17 protein-coding genes and 1 pseudogene are annotated in these 15988 nt (G+C 62.4%); 4 read left to right on the forward strand and 14 right to left on the reverse strand.

What is annotated here, in order from left to right; genetic code table 11:
• The 9 genes from K6G35_RS27710 to K6G35_RS27750 are packed head-to-tail and all read right to left on the reverse strand — an operon-like array spanning nucleotide 1 to nucleotide 6718.
• A complete protein-coding gene (locus K6G35_RS27710; protein ID WP_286882523.1) occupies nucleotides 1-690 on the reverse strand; it encodes a CoA-transferase in 690 nt (229 codons plus the stop codon).
• On the reverse strand, nucleotides 678-1355 hold the full coding sequence (locus K6G35_RS27715; protein WP_495676694.1) for a 3-oxoacid CoA-transferase subunit A: 678 nt from the start codon (nucleotides 1353-1355) through the stop codon (nucleotides 678-680). Before K6G35_RS27715 ends, K6G35_RS27710 begins: the two co-directional genes overlap by 13 nt.
• On the reverse strand, nucleotides 1336-2016 hold the full coding sequence (locus tag K6G35_RS27720) for a MaoC/PaaZ C-terminal domain-containing protein (RefSeq protein WP_495676695.1): 681 nt from the start codon (nucleotides 2014-2016) through the stop codon (nucleotides 1336-1338). Before K6G35_RS27720 ends, K6G35_RS27715 begins: the two co-directional genes overlap by 20 nt.
• The gene (locus K6G35_RS27725) at nucleotides 1995-2264 is read right to left on the reverse strand and encodes a hypothetical protein (RefSeq protein ID WP_495676696.1); all 270 of its coding nucleotides are present in this window, start codon (nucleotides 2262-2264) and stop codon (nucleotides 1995-1997) included. Before K6G35_RS27725 ends, K6G35_RS27720 begins: the two co-directional genes overlap by 22 nt.
• Before the next feature lie 8 nt (nucleotides 2265-2272).
• Nucleotides 2273-3178, reverse strand: coding sequence for an SDR family oxidoreductase (locus tag K6G35_RS27730; protein ID WP_286882526.1), 906 nt, complete (start codon nucleotides 3176-3178; stop codon nucleotides 2273-2275).
• Between the two features lie 4 nt (nucleotides 3179-3182).
• A complete protein-coding gene (locus K6G35_RS27735) occupies nucleotides 3183-4352 on the reverse strand; it encodes a thiolase family protein (RefSeq protein WP_286882527.1) in 1170 nt (389 codons plus the stop codon).
• On the reverse strand, nucleotides 4349-4747 hold the full coding sequence (locus tag K6G35_RS27740) for a Zn-ribbon domain-containing OB-fold protein (RefSeq protein WP_286882528.1): 399 nt from the start codon (nucleotides 4745-4747) through the stop codon (nucleotides 4349-4351). Before K6G35_RS27740 ends, K6G35_RS27735 begins: the two co-directional genes overlap by 4 nt.
• On the reverse strand, nucleotides 4740-5696 hold the full coding sequence (locus K6G35_RS27745) for a Bug family tripartite tricarboxylate transporter substrate binding protein (RefSeq protein WP_495676697.1): 957 nt from the start codon (nucleotides 5694-5696) through the stop codon (nucleotides 4740-4742). Before K6G35_RS27745 ends, K6G35_RS27740 begins: the two co-directional genes overlap by 8 nt.
• 50 nt (nucleotides 5697-5746) lie before the next feature.
• Complete coding sequence (locus K6G35_RS27750) at nucleotides 5747-6718, reverse strand: Bug family tripartite tricarboxylate transporter substrate binding protein (RefSeq protein ID WP_286882530.1); 972 nt, start codon at nucleotides 6716-6718, stop codon at nucleotides 5747-5749.
• Between the two features lie 122 nt (nucleotides 6719-6840).
• On the opposite strand from K6G35_RS27750, the gene K6G35_RS27755 reads away from it, so the two are divergent.
• On the forward strand, nucleotides 6841-7743 hold the full coding sequence (locus K6G35_RS27755; RefSeq protein ID WP_495676698.1) for a LysR family transcriptional regulator: 903 nt from the start codon (nucleotides 6841-6843) through the stop codon (nucleotides 7741-7743).
• Nucleotides 7744-7760: 17 nt separating this feature from the next.
• Here K6G35_RS27755 and K6G35_RS27760 read toward each other — a convergent pair whose 3' ends face one another.
• The 4 genes from K6G35_RS27760 to K6G35_RS27775 form a co-directional block, all read right to left on the reverse strand.
• Entirely contained in the window at nucleotides 7761-8561 is an 801-nt protein-coding gene (locus K6G35_RS27760) for an IclR family transcriptional regulator (protein WP_008652446.1), read from the reverse strand.
• A gap of 287 nt (nucleotides 8562-8848) precedes the next feature.
• Complete coding sequence (locus K6G35_RS27765; protein WP_035883284.1) at nucleotides 8849-9937, reverse strand: porin; 1089 nt, start codon at nucleotides 9935-9937, stop codon at nucleotides 8849-8851.
• A gap of 680 nt (nucleotides 9938-10617) precedes the next feature.
• Complete coding sequence (locus K6G35_RS27770) at nucleotides 10618-11514, reverse strand: alpha/beta fold hydrolase (RefSeq protein WP_495676699.1); 897 nt, start codon at nucleotides 11512-11514, stop codon at nucleotides 10618-10620.
• A gap of 176 nt (nucleotides 11515-11690) precedes the next feature.
• A complete protein-coding gene (locus tag K6G35_RS27775) occupies nucleotides 11691-12542 on the reverse strand; it encodes a LysR substrate-binding domain-containing protein (RefSeq protein ID WP_495676700.1) in 852 nt (283 codons plus the stop codon).
• A gap of 113 nt (nucleotides 12543-12655) precedes the next feature.
• Here K6G35_RS27775 and K6G35_RS27780 point away from each other — a divergent pair, with 113 nt between their 5' ends.
• On the forward strand, nucleotides 12656-13294 hold the full coding sequence (locus K6G35_RS27780; RefSeq protein WP_035883378.1) for a LysE family translocator: 639 nt from the start codon (nucleotides 12656-12658) through the stop codon (nucleotides 13292-13294).
• Between the two features lie 37 nt (nucleotides 13295-13331).
• Here the strand turns inward: K6G35_RS27780 and K6G35_RS27785 are convergent, their stop codons facing one another.
• A complete protein-coding gene (locus K6G35_RS27785) occupies nucleotides 13332-13922 on the reverse strand; it encodes a hypothetical protein (RefSeq protein WP_234707029.1) in 591 nt (196 codons plus the stop codon).
• Nucleotides 13923-14180: 258 nt separating this feature from the next.
• Here K6G35_RS27785 and K6G35_RS27790 point away from each other — a divergent pair.
• Together K6G35_RS27790 and lpdA are read left to right on the forward strand one after the other, a co-directional pair.
• Nucleotides 14181-14396: pseudogene (locus tag K6G35_RS27790) on the forward strand (biotin/lipoyl-containing protein); the annotation flags it as partial.
• A gap of 114 nt (nucleotides 14397-14510) precedes the next feature.
• Entirely contained in the window at nucleotides 14511-15977 is a 1467-nt protein-coding gene (gene lpdA, locus K6G35_RS27795; protein WP_495677143.1) for a dihydrolipoyl dehydrogenase, read from the forward strand.
• Nucleotides 15978-15988: the final 11 nt, after the last annotated feature.

A 15988-nucleotide genomic window follows, 5' to 3' on the forward strand; every position in this document is an offset into this window, starting at 1 on the left:
TCAACGAGTGGGATGGTCAGAGGTGCCGCTGGACAACACGACAAACGGTTCGTCACGCCACCGTAGCGGGCCTGCGACCCATTGGCCGATGGTCTCCGGAGAGACACCTTCCACCAGCGCCCGCGGGACAAAGCTCCCGTCCGCTACGTCGAAGACACCAATCTCCGTGTACACGCGATTCACGACGCCCTGCGCCGTCAGCGGCAATTCGCAGCGAGCGACCAGACGGGAAGCATTCGAACGGGTGAGCGTTTCCATCATGACCCAGACTGTCGGCGTTCCAACCGCAAGATCCATGGCCCCACCAACGGACGGCAGCGGGTCGCCTTCACCGAGGGCCCAGTTGGCAATGTCGCCGTTCGCAGCCACTTCGAATGCCCCAAGCACCGTGATATCGAGATGTCCCCCACGCATCATCGTGAAGGACAGTGCGTGGTCGCAGATCGATGCACCGGGCTGGAGCGCCACATTTTCCTTGCTGGCGTTGATGAGATCCGGGTCAGGTGGCACCGATGGGTTTCGCTGCGCCATGCCCAGGATGCCGTTCTCGCTATGGAGATGAATGCCAAGACGCGGTGAGATGTGCTCAGTCACCATTGTCGGCATCCCGATACCCAGGTTGACCACTGCGTACCTGGGAAAGTCTTCCGCAACAAGGCGGGCGATATCGTTTCGCGTCAGGCAGCGCATGTATCTCTCCGGACTACGCGGTTGACAAAGATGCTCGGCGTCACGATGTGGCAGGGGTCAAGCATCCCCGTATCGACCACCTCATCCGCTTCAACGATCGTGGTGCCGGCGGCCGTGCACATCACCGGCCCGAAGTTTCGCTGTGCATAGCGGTATTCAAGATTGCCGAGCATGTCCGCGCGAGACGCGTTGACGAAGGCATAGTCCGCAGGCAGCGGCTGCTCCAGTACGTATCCGCGTCCGTTCATCACCCTTGTCTCCTTGCCTTCGGCGAACGGCGTCCCGTATCCCGTGGGCGTGAAGAACGCCCCGAGCCCCGCCCCCGCGGCACGAATACGCTCGACAAGCGTTCCCTGTGGCATGACTTCCACCACCAGGCTGCCGGCAATCACTCGGTCCCTGAGCAATTCCGATCCCGGCATCCGCGGGTAGGAACAGACAATGCGCCGCACCCTGCCAACCCGCACCAACTCCAAGAAGCTTGGATCACCACTGCCTGCGTTATTGTTGATCAGCGTGAGGTCCCCGACGTCAGTGCTGTTCAACAGCGCGGCGAGTAGTTGCCTCGGGATCCCCGCGCCGCCGAATCCACCTACAAAGATGGATGCGCCGGATTCAATGTCGGCAACCGCTGTCTCAGCGGCGTCAATCAGCTTGCTCTGCATATTCCGTTTCCAATCCTGTTCCCGTTGCGCTCTCCAACTCCCAGACCACATGCCCAAAGGCCAGCTCCCGGTGGGTGTCCGCCTCCAGACACCGGAAAGCCGTCCGATCGGCGCCGAGCCAGCACTCGACATCAACGCTCCGTCCCGGGTACGCCATGCCGGTGAACCGGATATCAATCTGGGAAACAAAGCACTCGCCACCGAGCGGCGGCCGCCTCAAGACTGCCCGAGTGGCAATGCCTGCCATTGAAGCACCATGCAGGATCGGCGCGTCCAGGCCCGCCTTCCTTGCGCTTTCGGGGTCGATATGCAGTGGATTGCGGTCACCGGTCAGTCGATAGATCGCCGCCTGGTTCCTGGCAGTGGGCATCCGCAGCGTCTCATCCGGCCGCCGTTCCGGTGGGCTCGGTATAGGCGGCAGCGGTGTGTCCGAAAGCAGACTGTCACCCACGGAGTAGCCGCCATCGCCCCGGCAGACGTTGACCTGCTCGATCCGCGCCAAGCACCTCTCCGACGCTTCGTCGAAAATGCAACGCTCCACTGCAACCACAGCGCCACCACGCTCCCCCTTGTCTGTCACGCGTGTCACGCAACTGCGGCTGACGACGCTGCCCGATGCGGGAAGCGGACCGAACAACGTCATGCGCTGTTCGCCGTGCACGACCTTTCTCCAGTCAATGCCATGTGCCGGATCTCGCATCCAGAACCCCTGATAGGCAATGGCGACACCATGGATGGCAATGCACGAATCCCATCTTCGTAGAGGTACTCGATCTCGTCACCGAAGGCATCGGGATCACCCAGGCCGGCGCCAACCCCAAGGGCGTACAGGATGCAGTCGTCCGCGCCATAACGATGGTGCAGGGCATCGAAACGGGTCGATTTCAGTTGGTGATAGTCCAAAGGCATCGTGACCCTCAAACTGGATCCCAGGCAAACACTTCCGCCGAAGTGTCCAGCGGCATGAAGGATTGGCGAAGTGCCGGCATTCCGTGTGTGGCGATGGTGTCCGAGGTCCAGCCTTCGGAACGATGCACGGACTTCGCAGGTCGCGACTGGCTCATCAGGAATATTTCGTTGAGCCGGATGGCGAATACCTGGCCCGAGACGTTCGCCGATGCATCCGAAGCCAGGTACGCAATCAACGGCGCGATCGTTTCGGGTCCCATGCGACGAATCTTCTCGATATGCGCTGCCTGTTCGGGCGTCTTTGCCGGAATGGTCTCGGTCATCCGGCTCCAGGCGAGCGGCGCAATGCAGTTGGATCGAACGTTGAAGCGCTGCATGTCCAGGGCGATCGCCTTGGACATGCCGACAATGCCAAGCTTGGCCGCGCAATAGTTGGCTTGCCCCCGATTGCCGATGACCGCAGAGTTCGACGTCATGTTGATCAGGCTGCCACCACCCTGCTTCTGAAAGTGATCGGCGGCTGCATGGCTGACGTTGAACGTGCCGTAAAGATGCACCTTGACGACCGCGTCGAAGTCCTCGGGAGTCAGCTTGTAGAACATCTTGTCCCGCACGATGCCGGCGTTGTTCACTACCGCATCGATTCTGCCGAATCGCTCGATGGCGGTAGCGACAATGCTCCTGGCGCCCGCATACTCCGCAACGGAATCGCAATTCGCCACAGCGGCTCCGCCGGCACGCCGAATCTCCTCGGCCACCCGCTCCGCGGCGTTGTCGCCTGCCGCGCGACCATCAAGAGAGACGCTGAGATCATTGACCACGACGCCGGCGCCCTGACGCGCCAGTTCAATCGCGGCCGCCCGCCCGATGCCATTGCCGGCCCCCGTTACTACCACTACTTTTCCATTCAACATGTACCTATTTCTCCAATGAAAGGATCGTCGTCGCCTGAGCGCTCAACGTGCCGCCATTTCCATGGACGAGCGCCGTGCGTGCGTTCGCTACCTGACGGTCGCCGCATATGCCCTGCAGTTGCCGCACGGCCTCGACCAGGCCGAACATGCTGTACATCCCTGGGTGCACGCACGAAAGGCCACCCCCATTGGTATTCACGGGCAGCGCGCCACCTGGCGCGATGCGCCCGCCCTGGATGAAGCGCCCCCCCTCTCCCTTGGGGCAGAACCCGAGATCCTCTAGAAACAGGATCGGGTTGATGGTGAACGCGTCGTAGAGCTGAACGACATCGACCTCGTCGAGATGCATCCCGGCTCGCTGCAGCGCAGACGCACCCGAAATCCGTGCATCCGTCGTCGTCAGGTCGTCCATGCATGAGATTTGCCGATGGTGATGCGACATCGCCGTCCCAAGGACATGGACGGGCACCGACGCCAGGTCCTTCGCCCGTTCCGCCGCAGTCACCACAATTGCCCCCGCGCCATCCGTCACCAGGCAACAATCGCGCGCAGTGAACGGCGATGACACGACCTTTGCACCCAACACGTCATCGATCGTCAGAGGCTCTCGCCTGAACGCCTCGGGGTTCAGTTGCGCCCACTTCCGTGCCGAAACCGCAACCTCCGCAAGTTGCTCGCGCGTGGTGCCGTACTCGTGCATATGGCGCATGGCCGCAAACGCATAGCTGGTGGGCGGATTGAACGGCTGGAATGGGTCCTCAAACGGAAACGGGTCGAGCTTCGCGCGTGCCGGAGACGTGGCCGAGACGCTGTTGCCGCCACGTGGCGTCGCGCCGTAGGCAATCACGATGTTCCTGCAGAGACCAGCCCGAATCGCGGCGGCAGCCGTGAGCAGATGGCCAACGAACGACGCGCCCCCAATCTGCGTACTGTCGGAGAAGCGTGGGCGGACACCGAGGTACTCCGCCAGCTTCACCACCCACATCGAAGATGAGAGACTGGCCGTCATCAGACCGTCGATATCGGACATTCTGAATCCGGCTTGCGCGATCGCCGCGTGCACAGCTCTCGATGTGATCTCCAGATCGGTCTGCCCGCCGGCATCGCCAATGCCCGCCGTTGCGCTCCCGACAATCGCGATACTTCCGCGCAGCGATGGATCCCAGTCAATCATTCGCTCGTCTCCTCAAGAACAAGGCGTGGAGGCTCCGTGCTCGGATCCACGATGGCACGCAGACGCATGCCGATGGCCAGCGCGCCGGGAGCAGCCCCGGGAACCGTTGACATCATGCGAAACCCATCATCCATGTCGATCAGCACCACATTTCGTCCTGCGGACTCTCCGTAACCGGGAATCTCCGAGAAGGAGTACAGCGTGCCCGTACGCGTCATCGGCACCCATGCGTAGTGCTCCGCGTCGCATGTGGGGCAATGCGTGCGTGGGAAGAAGAAGCGCTTGCGACACGTCTCGCAACACTGGATCATTGGTGTCCCCTGCCGCAGGGCCGCGAAGAACACCTGCTCCGGCGATGCCGGATTTACCGCTCGCTTAGCTGCCTCACTATTCATCCTTGACTCCCGCTTGCTGAATCACGCCCTTCCACTTCTCCATTTCCGACAAGACAAAAGCCCTGTAGGTGGGCAGGTCCATATCGGCCGGCTCTGACCCTGTCGAACGGATGTACTCCGACGTCGCCGGCATGGCGATGGCCTTTCGGAAGCCCTTGTTGAGCATGTCCAGGACCTGCGGCGGTGTTCCGGCGGGCACATAGGCACCGACCCAGGTGGTCAGTTCGAAGCCCTTGTAGCCGAGTTCATTGAGCGTCGGCACCGTTGGAAACTCATCGCTCCGCCGCGCCGAGGCGATCGCCAGCGGAACGATCTTTCCGGACTTGAGATACGCATTCGCGGTCACGGATTCGGCCACGCCAAACGGAACCTGACCGGAAACAAGATCCGCCATCGCCGGTCCCGCGCCCTTGTAAGCAACGTGAACGAGCGGAAGTCCACTCTGTGCCCGCAGGAGTTCGCCGATAATGTGCGGAGCTCCGCCGATACCGGCGGTACCGTAGGGAATGCTTGGGTGGCTCTTTCCATAGGCTTTCAGATCGGCGAACGTCCTGATGTTGAGCCCTGCATTGACGAGCACGAAGTTCGGACTAATCGCCAGCAATGCAACCGGATCGAAGGCTTTCCTGGCGTCATAGGGCAGCGTCTTCTTCAGCGCGGGATTGATGACGTGGCTGGTCGCGCCCACCAGGATGGTGTAGCCGTCCGCCGGCCGCCGCCCGACGTACTCCGTGGCGATCTGCCCCGTGGCGCCCGGTTTGTTGTCGACGACGAACGTCTGACCGGTTTGCGCCTGAAGGTCGGCGGCAACCTTGCGGGTCAGGATGTCGGTCATGCCACCGGCGGCATATGCAACAACCAGCGTGACCGGCTTCGATGGGTAAGCATCCGCCGCATGGGCGGCCGAGATAAACAATGCTGCGAGCGAGATTGAAAAAACGAACTTCACTAGCGGTCTCCTATGCCCAAGGTTTCTGAATGGAATTGGTGCGCAGCCCCCTACTGGGGCTCGATGCCGGAACGTTTCACGATGTCGCCCCACTTGCCGATCTCCTTTTGAACAAAGCGCTGAAAATCCGGCACTGACATCTGGCCCGGCAGCGTTCCCTGTTGCTGGAGCATTTCCTTGAAGCGAGTCTCGTTCATGGCGCTCTTCGCCATCGCGTTGAGTTGACTAACGATTTCGGGCGGAGTGTTGGCCGGTGCGTAGAAGCCGATCCAGATCTCGGTCTCGTAGCCCGGAACGCCCTGTTCTGCGATGGTTGGAACATCGGGCAAAACCGCCGCACGGCGGCTGGTGGTCACCCCCACGGCGTTCAGCTTGCCTGCCTGGATGTACTTGATGGCGGTCAGCGCATCCACGAACGACGCCTGAATCTGCCCACCAAGCAGATCGTTGACCGCGGCTGCGGTTCCCTTGTAGGGCACATGCAGGAGCGGCGCGCCGGTGCGGCTCGCAAGCAATGCACCGGAAAGATGCGTAATACCGCCAGTACCCGATGAACCGTAGCTGAGACTCCCGGCGCTCCGCGCATACGCCAACAGCTCCGGCAGTTTCCTAGCGGGAATCGAGGGATTGACGACGAGCACCGCAGGCGTGCTCGCCAGAAGTGCCACCGGAGCGAAATCGTGGGCCGTGTCATAAGGCAACTGCTTCGTGATGGACGGATTGACGACGTGCGCCGTGGTCGTTACGAGCAGCGTGTAGCCATCCGGCTTCGCCTTCGCCACCTTCTCCGTACCAATGATCCCGCCGGCACCTGGCCGGTTATCAACCAGCACGGTCTGCCCGGTAGCATTCTGCATACTGGTGGCCAGTTGCCTAGCCAGCACGTCGGTCATGCCGCCGGCTACGAACGGCACGATCAGAGTCACCGGCTTCTGCGGATAGGCAACCGCCTGGGCAACGGCGGAAGCGAGCAGCATGCAGCCGCCCAACAGGCAACGTCCAAGCCTTGCACTTCGATTCATCTTGTCTCCTCCTTTATTGCGCGTGGTGTATCCCACGTCGTGTCACTGGAGGATTCGGATGGTAGCGACTGACCTATTCATGACACAATCGACTTCTTCTCATGAATCCAGTCGGTGTTGGAATGAATATCACCTTTCGGCAACTGCGCCTCTTCCTGGAGGTCTTCGAGACTCACAGCATCACCGCGGCAGCGGTTCGTCAGAACCTCACCCAGTCCGCCGCCAGCAAAGTCATTGCCGAACTCGAGTCTCAATTGGGCTTTGCCCTATTCGATCGCACGACGCGCCGGGTCGAGCCCACGGCTGCGGCCATCGAATTCCATGCCTTTGCAGTCGACGTGATCGCCACCATGCACGCCGCCACCCGCAGCGTCGAGGAATTGATTGAACTGAAACGCGGCAAGGTAAGTGTGGCGGCGTCGCCGCTGATGATCTACGGGCTGCTTGCCGGCCCGATCACCGAGTATAGGAAGCGATTTCCTGGCGTCAGCTTCGAGCTCCACGAATTGTCGACGGACGAAACCGTCGAGAGCGTGCGTGCGGGAACAGTAGATTTCGGGCTCGGTGCCGTCGAAACGGACCTGCCAGGTGTTGCGACCGAACTCGTGTATCAGGGGCGTATGCGCCTGGTGGTCAGCGACGACTGTCCCCTCGCAGCCCGCAAGCGCATCTCTCTGGCGGACCTATCCCACTGCAACCACATCAGCTTGCGGCGCTTCTTCAGCGTAAGACGCACGCTGGATCAGCTTGTCCTGGACAAGGGTGTGACGCTGCCAAGCGCTCTGGAAGTCGGCACGCTGACTTCCGCGCTTGGCTTGATCAAGCAAGGAGCGGGTGTGTTGATCGCGCCGGCCTATGCGGCGGAGATCGCTGAGGAATGGGGAATGCGAACGATCCCCATCGCCGATATTCCGCACGACGCGCATCGCATCTCGCTGATCCGGCGTCGGCTGGGACGCCCCACGCTCGCGACACGCCAGTTTCTTCGAGAACTCATTCCGCAACTGAAGCAGATGAGCTCCTGAACCCATGAACCGCCCGCCTACACGCCGCCAAACTCGGACCACGCAATCTCGATCGCGTCACGCAGTGAGAGCAGCACAGGCGCATATCGCGCCTCCAGCGGACCATCGTCATCGTCCCCTACCGCGTACGAGACACTCAGGGTATAGAGCACACCATCCGGGCCCATCACCGCAGTCGCGATGCCCTCCATGCCGAGCACGACGCGCGAGCGGCAATAGCCGTCCTTCGCGTACTTCGCCCTCGATGTGTCGATGCGCTCCTTGTACTTCGGCCACTTCTCGCCGTAGTGGCTCGCCAGCCTGCCCATCAGTAGTTGCCGCCGCGATTCCGGCAGGCCAGCAAGATATGCGTGCCCGGTCGAGCTTCTTACCATCCCGAATCGCGTTCCGGTCATTGCGGCACGACTCATCAGCCCGCGGCCCTTGCGAATCGTGTGGAGATAGACCATCCAGAACCCGTCGGCTGCCGATAGCGTGACGTTGATCTGCTCCGCCGTCGCCACCTGGCCCATCAGCGGCAACACGGCGTCCAGCTCCGAGCGTCCGATATGGAACGAGCGCGCCAGGCTCAGGCATACCGGCGCGAGGCGATAGCCCTTCGACACACCGTCGTATTCGAGGTAACCGCCTTCCACCAGCGAATGGGTAAGGCGACTGACCGTGGGCCTCGGCAGGCCACTGCGTTCGGCAAGCTGAGCGTTGCTCAGCACAGGCGCGCCGCTGACGAATGCGCGCAGTAAGTTGAGTCCGCGCAGCAATGTCTGGCTGCCCGGTGTGGTGCGCGAGAAAGGCTCGCTCTCGTGCGTCGGTTCAAGCATGGCTTCCTGCCGGCTTCGGTCGCTCCGGTCGTTTCAACTGTCGAAACGACCATACTGCGGCCCCCTCTCTACGCGGTCAAGGCTCGATATCCCGCGACCATCCCATTGAATCCCAATCAGAAGGAAACGTCGTGCCGCACTTACGTTGCCTTGATTCCTGGCTGGTTCCAGACTGCGATACCCGGCCCGCCCGATGATTTGCGCGTGGACAAGGACACCCCATTTGGCAATGGTGACGGGGCACCAAGTCCATTTCGTTGAAGGCCCCGTCCACACAATGATCTATGTCAGAAAATGTGCTTGATCCCGAGGGTCGTGCCGAACTGATTGCTGCCCGGCGGCGTGTGGCCGAAGCCGGCTGCGCCATTGCCAAGACCCATGTTCGAGTTTTCCTGATTCAGTGCGTAGCCCAGCGTCAGGTAGGCCTCGGTACGCTTCGAGAATGCGTACCGACCCGTGGCGACGAACAGCCACGGGTCACCGCCGGTGTTGCGGAAATCCTGGTAATAAGCGGCCGCGCTAAGCGTCACCGCCGGCCCCGCCTGCCACATCACGCCAGTCCACCACAGGTTCGACGCCTGATTCGACACACCTGGCAGCGCGCCCACGAGAATCGCTCCATCGTAGGCCTTTGCCCATCGGTAGCCGGCGAACACCTTGAGGGTGGAGAGCGCATAGGTACCGGCCAGCGTGGCCCGACGCGACGTGGCGTCGCGGTTCGTGGTCAATGTGCCGGTGTTGACCTCGTCATAGGCCGTGCCAATGCTGAACGGGCCATTGTTGTAGCTCAGGCGAAAGCCGAACTCCCGACCTAGTTTGGCATTCCCAGGCACCTCGCTGCCATCCACCGTGGTGCTTTCCGCGCCAAAGCTGTACATCGCCGTGGCCGTCAAGCCACCGAACTTCCCCACGTACTTCACGGTGTTGTCCGGCCGGGCGACGAAGGCAAGATCCTGATTGAAGATGGACCACCTCGGCGACAGCGCCATCGGGTCGAACGCGCCGATCATGTCGAACAACGCGCTCTGCTGACGCCCAAACAGGACGCTGCCCCATTGGCTCTCCAACCCCACATATGCCGATCGCCCGAACAGCCGTCCGCCCTGCGCTGATTTGCCAGTGTCGACATCAAAGCCACTTTCGAGCACGAACACCGCTTTCAGGCCTTGGCCAAGGTCCTCGGATCCACGTACGCCCCAGCGCGAACTGGAAAGGCTGCCCGACGTCTGCCTGACCACGCTGCCTCCGCCCACCTGGTTGTTGGTGAAGCTCACGCCTGCATCCACGACGCCGTACAGGGTCACGTTTGCCCGGGATTCCGCCGAAACGCAGCACAGCAATGCTGCGAGTGCGGGAACTGTCAATCTCGCCTTCATTCTTTTCCTCCAAGTTGAAAATGCCTCAATCTCCGGCTGAGGCTGGCCAGGTCATGGCGTGTGGACGCGCTCCCGCTTGAGCGGGAACGCTTCACGCCTTATTGATTTCGTGGCGCATCAAAGCGCTGGACAAAGCTCCGCCCTGCCGGCTGTTGTCGGCGAACGGTACGTTGCTCGTGGATGAGTGATTGAGTTCGGAGCGCGCGGCTACGGATTGCCCGTAACCAGAATGCTCGCGGTCTTCCGATAATGTTCGGCTTGCTTCTCGATCAGCGTGACGGCGTTACCGCGGATGCAGGCAATGCACGCGATACGGGGGCTGTCGACAGTAGTGGACTGAGCCCCATGCCGCAGTTGTGGTGTGTGAAGTATCCGTCGTCGTCGTGACGATGCGCGACCCGAGGTCGCCAGGTTGCGAGTTGCCATCCTTGTCTCCTTGTTTGATCAACTGCATGGATGGCCAATCACGTGAAGCGGCTCGGTGGGCGCTGACGAACCCAGTACTCGGCTAACCATTGCATGAGTGCGCGTTGTCGATCTGCGTCGACCAGAACACGCACCAGCGGCGAGTATCAAACACTTGACCACGCATTGCCAGACCACCGTTTCGGTATCCGAAACGAACCCGGAGAACCGATATGGGGAGAGCAGCGATAAGGAGAATCGGGCTAATGCGCGCCTTATCGAGCGTGCAATTCGCCATCGACGCTGGCGAACCACTGCAGCAGCAACTGATTGATTTCGTCTGCTCGTTCGTATTGCACCCAATGCCCGGCGCCGGGAACCAGATGCCATTGCCGAGCCGACAGATGTCCCGCGATGCGCGGTGCCGCTTCCACGGGGTCAGCCGTCACGTCATGCTCGCCCCAAATCAGCAGCGTCTTTCCGCCATAGCTGTCGAGCGCCTGTCCGAGCACCGGACCGCCGCGCGAAATGGACTTGCTGCGGAAGCGCGTGGCCATGCAAGCCCGTTCGTGCACCGCCATGGCCAGCGCGTCGATGCTGGCCGGATCGTGAAGCATCAGTGCTTCGAGGTTGTGCCTCAACCCCTGCAGCATCTGCTCGCGGTCCTCCGTGCGCCAGTTGACCATATCGAGTCGCTGGCGCCGCTTACCGCCATGCCCGGCAGAGCCCAGTAGCGCAAGCTTCTCGACATTCGGCAGCGCGGCTGCCAGGCGGGCCGCGACAACGCCACCGAAAGAGAAACCCGCCAGCGCGAATCCATCCGACGCGCCGAACCGCTGCCTCAGACTGGCTGCCACCGTATCGACCAGCCGATCCAGCCGGTCATCCGCGTGAGGATCGCCGTCGAGCGTGCCAGATTCACCGAAACCGGGCAGGTCAGGCAGCCATAGCGTGTGCTGCTGGCTCAGCGCCTCGATATTGCGCACCCAGTGCATCCAGTTTCCATGACCGCCATGGATCAGTACCAGGGGGGAGCCACGACCGATCTCGCGCCAGACCATCTCTGTAGGACCGGATCGGTCCCGGTGGACGACAGCCCTCGCGCTGAGCCGCTCGATCATCTCGTCTGGCGTCGCGGGCCGTGGGGGCGTTGTAGATATCGGGCTCGTCATATTGCAATTACGTGGGGACGTGGGAAATGAAGCGCTGTATCTGACCACGCACGGCGTGCCCGAAGCAAGTCATGGACGAGAAAAATCGCCTCGATTCGAGTATGTGAGTTTCGCCCTTATCCCTGCTCTTCGCTGACTCATCATCTGATCACGCCGGGCGTCAGCCGTTCGGGACCTCAGACCTTCAAGTCCGCCAGCATCTGTTCCGCCAGAAAATCGCACGGTGGCCGCGCCGATTTCGCGCTGCGCGCCAGCACGACCTCCAGCGGTGCAAGCGGCGGCAGTCCTTCAGACTCCCCCAGCACGGCGAGATGCGCCGGCACGCTGCATCGGGCCAGCGGCGCCACCGCCAGTCCAGCCTCGACCATGCTGATCAATCCAAGCAGACTGGGGCTTTCATACGACATCCGATACTGGATATCGGCCTGCTGCAGCGCTGCGATGGCGCCGGCTCTCGCGGCGCTGCCGTGGGCGAAGACGGCGATCGGGAGCGGACGCTCCCGCCAGATGGGTCGGCCACCGCGGGCCGAGACCCAGACCATCGGCTCATGGCGGATGAAATCGCCGGTGACGCCGCGCGCCTTCGTGATGCAGGCCAGATCCAGCGTGTTGTCCTTCAGCAATGGAATCAGCGCGTGGCTGGGCAACCCGATGACACGGATCTCCACGCGCGGATGGGCCGCCGCGAACCGGCGCAAGACCGAAGGTAGCAGCGACGACGCGTAATCGTCAGGAACGCCGATCGTGACGCGCCCGCGAATCTCCGGGCGAACCACCGCCGACCATGCCTCCTCCCGCAAGGCCAGCATATGCCGTCCGTAATCCAGGAGCGTCCTGCCGTCCTCGGTCAGGGCGACGTTGCGCGTGGTGCGCGTGAAGAGTGGTTTGCCGAGCACGTCCTCGATCGCCTTGATCTGCATGCTCACGGCCGATGGCGACCGATGCAGGGTCTCCGCCGCGCGCGCGAACGACCCGGTATCGGCCACGGCAACGATCATCTCCATCACGTCGAGATCGAGCTTCTTCATTTCATCAGTAAATCTGAATAATCGGATCAGTATAATCCGTTTTACTTAGCTATCCCGTGGTCCGATACTGCCAGCATTCCCGATCAAGGATGGTTCTGGACCAGGTGCTGCGCATGAGAACGATGTACGAATTCATGGCCGTGGGCGGCCTGCTGGCAATCACGCCGGGCCCCAATATGGTCTACGTGATGGCGCGCTCGGTCTCGCAAGGCACCCGGGCTGGGCTGACTTCACTGGCGGGCGTCATGCTCGGTTACATGACCTACATGCTCAGCGCGGCATTTGGCATCAGTGCGCTGTTCCTGGCGATTCCTGGCGCCGCGCGCCTGCTTGCCATCGCTGGTGCAGCCTACCTGCTCTACATGGCCTGGCAGATGCTCAAGCCAGGCGGCCGGTCCCCGCTTCAGGTCCAGGCAACCCAGGCCGAACGGCCGCGTCGCCTGTTCACGATGGGCGCGATGACCAGCCTGCTCAATCCCAAGCTAGCGCTGGTCTTCCTGTCGATACTGCCGCAATTCATCGACTATCAGGCGGGTGGCGTCCTCAGGCAATCGTTGGTCCTGGGGCTGGCCCTGACCGCCGCTTTCGCATCGGTCAACGCGCTCGTCGCCATATCGTCGGGCCGCGCCGCGGCAATGATGGGAAGCCACCCACGCTGGCTGCTGGCGCAGCGCCTTGTGGCGGGCGGCGTGCTTCTGCTGCTCGGGGCGAGGATGGCGCTGGAAGCCGCGCACTGGCCGGCGCTGTCGTAGCGCCATCGCCGGCCAGGCGAGTGGAAAGATCACCCGCTTACGGCGAGTTCATCCGCAAACTTCCCCGGATCGACGGCGGATGGACGATCCACGGCATCGTGGTATCCACCCCCGTATCGTCCAGGCAGCCCTCGAAGGTGCCGCTGCCGGGATACTGCTGATGGACCGAGAGCGTGACGGCGATCATGGCCGCGCCATTGGTGCAGATGCCGACGCTGCCGCCCGGCTCTGCAGGACGTATCACCTGCCCGCCCATCACGTCGCCGCTCTGCAGGGTGCCATCGGCTTGCCACCAGTGCCATTCGCCCCCGATGACGGTAGCCTCCACCACGGTACTCGTATCGACCAGGGCACCCGGCTCGGCTGGCGGCGGCGCCGTGCGGTCGAAGCTGGCAACCCAGAATCCGCCGTGGCCGGCAATCGTATCGCTGCACGGTTCACCGGTACCGGTGTCCGATCCCGAGAACGTCACGCGGCTGGCGCCCGTGTCATAGGCCACGTCCTCGTACACATCGACGCCCGAGAGGCAGGCCTGGGAATGAACTTCCGGATACGCGCAGGCGGCGCACCACGGAAGCAGCATGACCGACGCGACGCGCCGGACCTGCGCATTGAGATCTGGAGTCATGGCGACCTCCCGGTGCATCTTGTTCTTCCAATCCTTCCCATAGCTTAGGAAGCCCAACGCCTTCCTGCCGGGTCATTTTGCCGATAGCGGCGACGCGGCATCGCGGGGGATGGCGTCCTCCCGATCGATCCGACCAACGAGTGATGCAGACACCCCATTTGCACGCGTCGAAGTCACTACTGCGCAACTCGGCTGGCATCCTTGGCGTGCTCTCCTAGACTGGAAGCTTTCGTCACAAGAGACCCGCAAGGAAAAACCATGGCCGCGATCGAAGTGAAAGTGCCGCAGTTGTCCGAATCCGTCTCGGAAGCCACGCTGATGCAGTGGAAGAAGCAAGCCGGCGAGGCCGTCAAACGCGACGAGATCCTGGTGGAACTGGAAACCGACAAGGTCACACTGGAGGTGCCAAGTCCGGCCGACGGCGTGCTGGCAAAGATCGTCCAGCCCGATGGCGCCACGGTCCATACGGACGACGTGCTCGCGGTGGTCGACACCGAGGGCAAAGCAGTCGCTGCAGCCTCTCCCGTGGCGGCTGCAGCGCCGGCATCCGCCCCAGCGCCCGCACCTGCCCCTGCTCCGGTGGCCGCCGTGGCATCAGGTGGCGCTGGTGCCCCGGCATCGGCCAAGGCCGACTTCGACGTGATCGTGATCGGCTCCGGCCCGGGTGGATATATCGCCGCCATCCGTGCGGCCCAGCTAGGCAAGACGGTAGCCTGCATCGAGGAATGGAAAGACGACGCTGGCAAGCCACGGCTCGGCGGTACCTGCCTGAACGTCGGCTGCATTCCAAGCAAGGCGCTGCTCGCCTCGTCCGAGTACTTCGAGCAAGCGAAGCATGGGCTGGCCGAACATGGCGTGCAGGTCAAGGGCGTCACGCTCGATCTGCCGCAGATGATCCAGCGCAAGGCCGCGATCGTCGACAAGTTCACCGGTGGCGTGGAGTTCTTGTTCCGTAAGAACAAGGTCACCTGGATCAAGGGCCATGGCAAGTTCAAGGGGCGGGCCGCGGATGGCATGATCACCGTGGAAGCCAGCAACGGCAGCGAGACAACGTCGCATACGGCACGCAACGTCATCATCGCAACGGGTTCGAAGGCTCGCCATCTTTCGGGCGTGCCGGTCGACAACAAGATCGTCTCCGACAACGAGGGCGCGCTGTCCTTCGATTCGGTGCCGAAGAAACTCGCGGTGATCGGCGCCGGGGTGATCGGCCTCGAACTCGGCTCGGTATGGCGACGGCTCGGCTCAGAAGTCACGCTGCTGGAGGCGCTGCCCACATTCCTCGGCGCGCTTGACGAAGCTGTGGCCAGGGAAGCCGCCAAACAGTTCGGCAAGCAGGGGCTCGCGATCCACCTTGGTGTCGACATCGGCAATATCGAAGCCACCGCCAAGGGCGTCAGCATCGCCTACAAGGACAAGGACGGCGCCGAACAGAAGCTCGTCGCGGACCGGTTGATCGTGTCGATCGGGCGCGTGCCGAATACCGACAATCTGGGTCTGGATGCCGTGGGCCTGGCCGCCGACGCGCGTGGTTTCATCCCCGTGGACGACCAGTGCCGCACGCCGGTGGCGGGCATCTACGCGATCGGCGATGTCGTGCGCGGCCCGATGCTCGCCCACAAGGCCGAAGACGAAGGCGTCATGGCCGCCGAGGTCATCGACGGCCAGAAGCCACACATCGACTACAACTGCATTCCGTGGGTGATCTACACCGAGCCCGAAATCGCCTGGGTGGGGAAGTCAGAAGCCCAGTTGAAGGCGGAAGGCCGCGAGTTCCGTTCCGGCCAGTTCCCGATGATGGCCAACGGCCGCGCACTTGGGATCGGACATCCGGATGGCTTCATCAAGATGATCGCGGATGCAAAGACCGACGAAATCCTGGGCGTGCACATCATCTCCGCCAATGCCTCGGATCTGATCGCCGAGGCCGTGGTCGCCATGGAGTTCAAGGCGGCATCGGAGGACATCGGCATGATCTGCCACCCGCACCCATCACTGTCCGAGGTCATGCGCGAGGCTGCGCTGGCGGTGCGGAAGCGGGCGCTCAATATGTAGTTGGCGCTATT

Source organism: Cupriavidus sp. HY129 (genome assembly GCF_059492215.1).